Annotated in this window: 4 protein-coding genes; 2 read left to right on the top strand and 2 right to left on the bottom strand. The window is 64.9% G+C overall.

Features of this window, described 5'->3' with window-relative positions:
* Together U9978_RS20720 and U9978_RS20715 are read left to right on the top strand one after the other, a co-directional pair.
* A partial coding sequence (locus tag U9978_RS20720; RefSeq protein ID WP_322762806.1) for a glycosyltransferase family 2 protein occupies nt 1–610 on the top strand: 610 nt, incomplete at its 5' end.
* The gene (locus U9978_RS20715) at nt 607–2,358 is read left to right on the top strand and encodes an ArnT family glycosyltransferase (protein ID WP_322762805.1); all 1,752 of its coding nucleotides are present in this window, start codon (nt 607–609) and stop codon (nt 2,356–2,358) included. The genes U9978_RS20720 and U9978_RS20715, both read left to right, overlap by 4 nt.
* Before the next feature lie 15 nt (nt 2,359–2,373).
* Here U9978_RS20715 and U9978_RS20710 read toward each other — a convergent pair whose 3' ends face one another.
* Nucleotides 2,374–2,793 carry a DUF2752 domain-containing protein gene (locus U9978_RS20710; RefSeq protein ID WP_322762804.1) on the bottom strand — a complete coding sequence of 140 codons (420 nt, stop codon included), beginning with the start codon at nt 2,791–2,793 and terminating at the stop codon, nt 2,374–2,376.
* A partial coding sequence (locus U9978_RS20705) for a TM2 domain-containing protein (protein WP_322762803.1) occupies nt 2,786–3,101 on the bottom strand: 316 nt, incomplete at its 5' end. The genes U9978_RS20710 and U9978_RS20705, both read right to left, overlap by 8 nt.

The following is a 3,101-nucleotide window of genomic DNA, read 5'->3' as shown; positions in this document are numbered from 1 at the left end:
GTGGGATGTCTCCTGCCTGACCGAGGACTGTGACCTCGGTGTGCGTGCCTCGGTGGCGGGGGTCGAAACCATGGTCTTCTACCATCCGGAGCTCACCACCCGGGAAGAGACACCGGAGACTCTGGGGAAGCTGGTGGTGCAACGGACCCGGTGGATGATGGGCTTCATCCAGGTGTTCCAAAAGGGTGAGTGGCGCGGACTGCCGGGTTGGCGCCGGCGCGCGCTCGCCGTGGAAATGCTCTTGATGCCGTTCTTCCAGGCCGCTGCCGGGCTGGCCCTGCCCACCTCGGTGCTGCTCACGTTCTTTCTGAAAGCACCGGTGGGACTCGTGATCATATTCTGGCTACCGCTGCTGGCGATGATTCTGATGGTCATGACGGAACAGGCGGCTTTCCGGGAGTTTGCCGATGCATATCAGCTCAAGGCCGGTCTACTCGATAGCGCCCGATTGGTCGTGAGCGCGCCGGTATATCAGCTGGTCTTGTCCGTGGCGGCGCTACGCGCCATCGTGCGACTGGTCCAGGGCAAGGTGCAGTGGGAGAAAACCACGCATGTCGGTGCCCACCACGTGGTGATGTTGGGCTCCTCCGAGCTCGAGGGGGTTTCGTGACCACGACCACGACCACGATCACGCTGCCGGTCGCCGATCCGGATGGCATCGCCGTCGGCGGCAGCGGCAGCGGTACCCGGGATCGTCGGATATTCGGGGATCGCATGTCCGCTGCCCGAGCGCGCATCGCCGGCTGGCTGTTCGCGCACTGGCGGAGCCTGGCCCTGTTGACACTTATTCTCGTTGCCTGCGGGTTGGTTCACGGGATCAACCTCGATGGCTGGCCCGGCCGGATCAACGACGATGAGGGCACCTATGCGGCCCAGGCATACGCGATGCAGTACCGGGGCCAGATCGCTCACTACACCTACTGGTATGATCATCCTTTCGGTGGTTGGCTGTTCATAGCCGTCTACACGACCGTCACGAATGCCTTCGAACGGGCGCCGTCGGCGGTGACGGCCGCGCGTGAGTGCATGCTGGTCGTCCATCTGGTCAGTTGTGCGCTCCTTTACCTGCTCGCCCGCCGGCTCGCGTTTCGGCGTGTTTTCGCCGGTCTCGCCGTCCTGTTGTTCTCCCTGGCGCCGCTTGCGGTGTGGTATCAGCGGCTGGCATTCCTCGATAACATTGCGGTGCTGTGGGTGCTGGCCGCCCTGGTCTGTGCGGCGTCGCCACGGCGCAGTGTGGGCTCGGCCATCGCGTCCGGGATATTCATGGCCTTCGCGTTCTGGTCGAAGGAAACATCCCTGATGCTCCTACCGGGTGTCTACCTTCTGCTCCGGGCGAACCGTGACCCGCGTAACTGGCGGTTCGTGCGCGGCAACTTCCTCGGGTTCCTGACGGCAATCTGTGGAATCTACCTTCTCTATGCGGTGGCGAAGAACGAGCTGTTCGAGGGGGCGGATCACGTCTCGCTGATCCGTGCGATCAAATGGCAGCTCTTGGAACGGACGGCGAGTGGGAGCCTGCTGCAGGCGGGTAGCGGCACGCAGGGCATGGCTGGCCTCTGGCTGCACCTGGATCCGTATCTGCTGGGTGCCGGTGTTCTCGCTGCGGTCCCAGCGCTCTGTGTCAGGCGTCTTCGGATGGTCGCGGCGCTGCTTCTGATCCAGGTTGTCTTCATGTTCCGTGACGGCTACATGCCGTACGCCTACGTGACGGCGATGTTGCCGTTCGCGGCGCTGTGTAGCGCTGGAATGCTCGACGTGACCCTTCCCCGGGCCACTCGAGGGCCACAGGCGGTGCGATCGTCTTTCTTCCGCGGCGCCGCAGGCCCGACTCCGGGGATCATTCGTGGGTCGAACGCGGCGGCCAGGCGGCGCCGGCTCGCCGCAGCCAGGACGACGCGCGTCGCCGTCGTGGTCTGCGTGGTGATCCTGGGCCTGGTGGCACTGCCCGGCCGGTGGGCACCGACGTTGCGTACCGCGCTGACCGCCGACGACAGCGGGCCGAGCCGGGACGCCGCACGCTGGTACATCGAGAACGTGCCCAACGGCCACACCGTCGTGACGGACGACAACATCTGGACTGATCTTGTGATCGCGGGAAAAAAGCCGGACCCGATCTGGTTCTACAAGCTGGACCTCGACCCCGCGGTTCGCGGAAAGCTCAAGAACGGTTGGCAGGATGTCGACTATTTCGTTCTCGGCACGCTGATGCCGTCCACGCTGCATGATCTTCCGCTGGTGGCCGAAGGGTTGCAACATTCGGTCGTGGTGAAGTCCTTCGGATCGGATGGGCAGATCACGATCCGTAAGGTGATCAAGCCGGGGTGTTCCGCCGAGGTGGCAGCCTCGCCGGGCTGCTGACCACCTGCCGCTTGCTCAGGTGGACGTCGGCTTCAGGGGCCACCCGGGCAGGTTGCGCACGACCATCCAGACGAGCGCGCCGCCTGCAAGGCCATAAGCAAGTGGCCGGGGAACCCGGGTCCGTTCGCCCAGCCTGGCCGCACGCAGGTGCCGCCAGCCCAGGTACATCAGCGCCGGACTGCAGAGCAGGACAAAGGGATTGTCGTGAACCGCGGCCCTCGCATGACCGTGAAGGAGATCGTGAACCAGCCGAAGGCTTCCACATGCCGGGCAGTCGAGCCCGGTGGCGATCTTCGTCGGACAGCGTGGCATGACCGCATTCGGGTCGTGCGGATCAACAACGACAAGATAGCCGATGCCGAGCGCGCACCCAGCCGCGCCGAGTAGCAACCGGCCGCGGCCCGCAGCCCCGACAGAGTGATTCCGATCAGTCACGAAGTGGCCGGCCCTGCATGTCACGAACCTCGCCGGTCAGGATCTGAATCCCGTCAATCAGCGCCCAGATCCCGAGGCCGCCACAGGTGAACAACTGGGCGAGCGCGGTGCTGGTGTCGCCCAGATACCATCGCCCTGCCCCGAAGCCACCCAGAAAAATCTGAAGCAGCCCGGCAACAAGCTTCTGCTTGTCCGAGTATGGCTCCCCGGTCGCCGGATTGCGTCCGAACGGAGCCGACGGGTCGTATGATCCGGGCCCGTAATTCGGCGGGACGGGCTGCCTGGGGACCGGCGGATAGGCGGGTGCA

This window comes from Protofrankia sp. Cr2, from assembly GCF_963555885.1.
Taxonomy (GTDB): domain Bacteria; phylum Actinomycetota; class Actinomycetes; order Frankiales; family Frankiaceae; genus Protofrankia.
The sequence above is the reverse complement of the archived record's forward strand: the minus strand, read 5'-3'. Positions and strand labels throughout refer to the sequence as shown.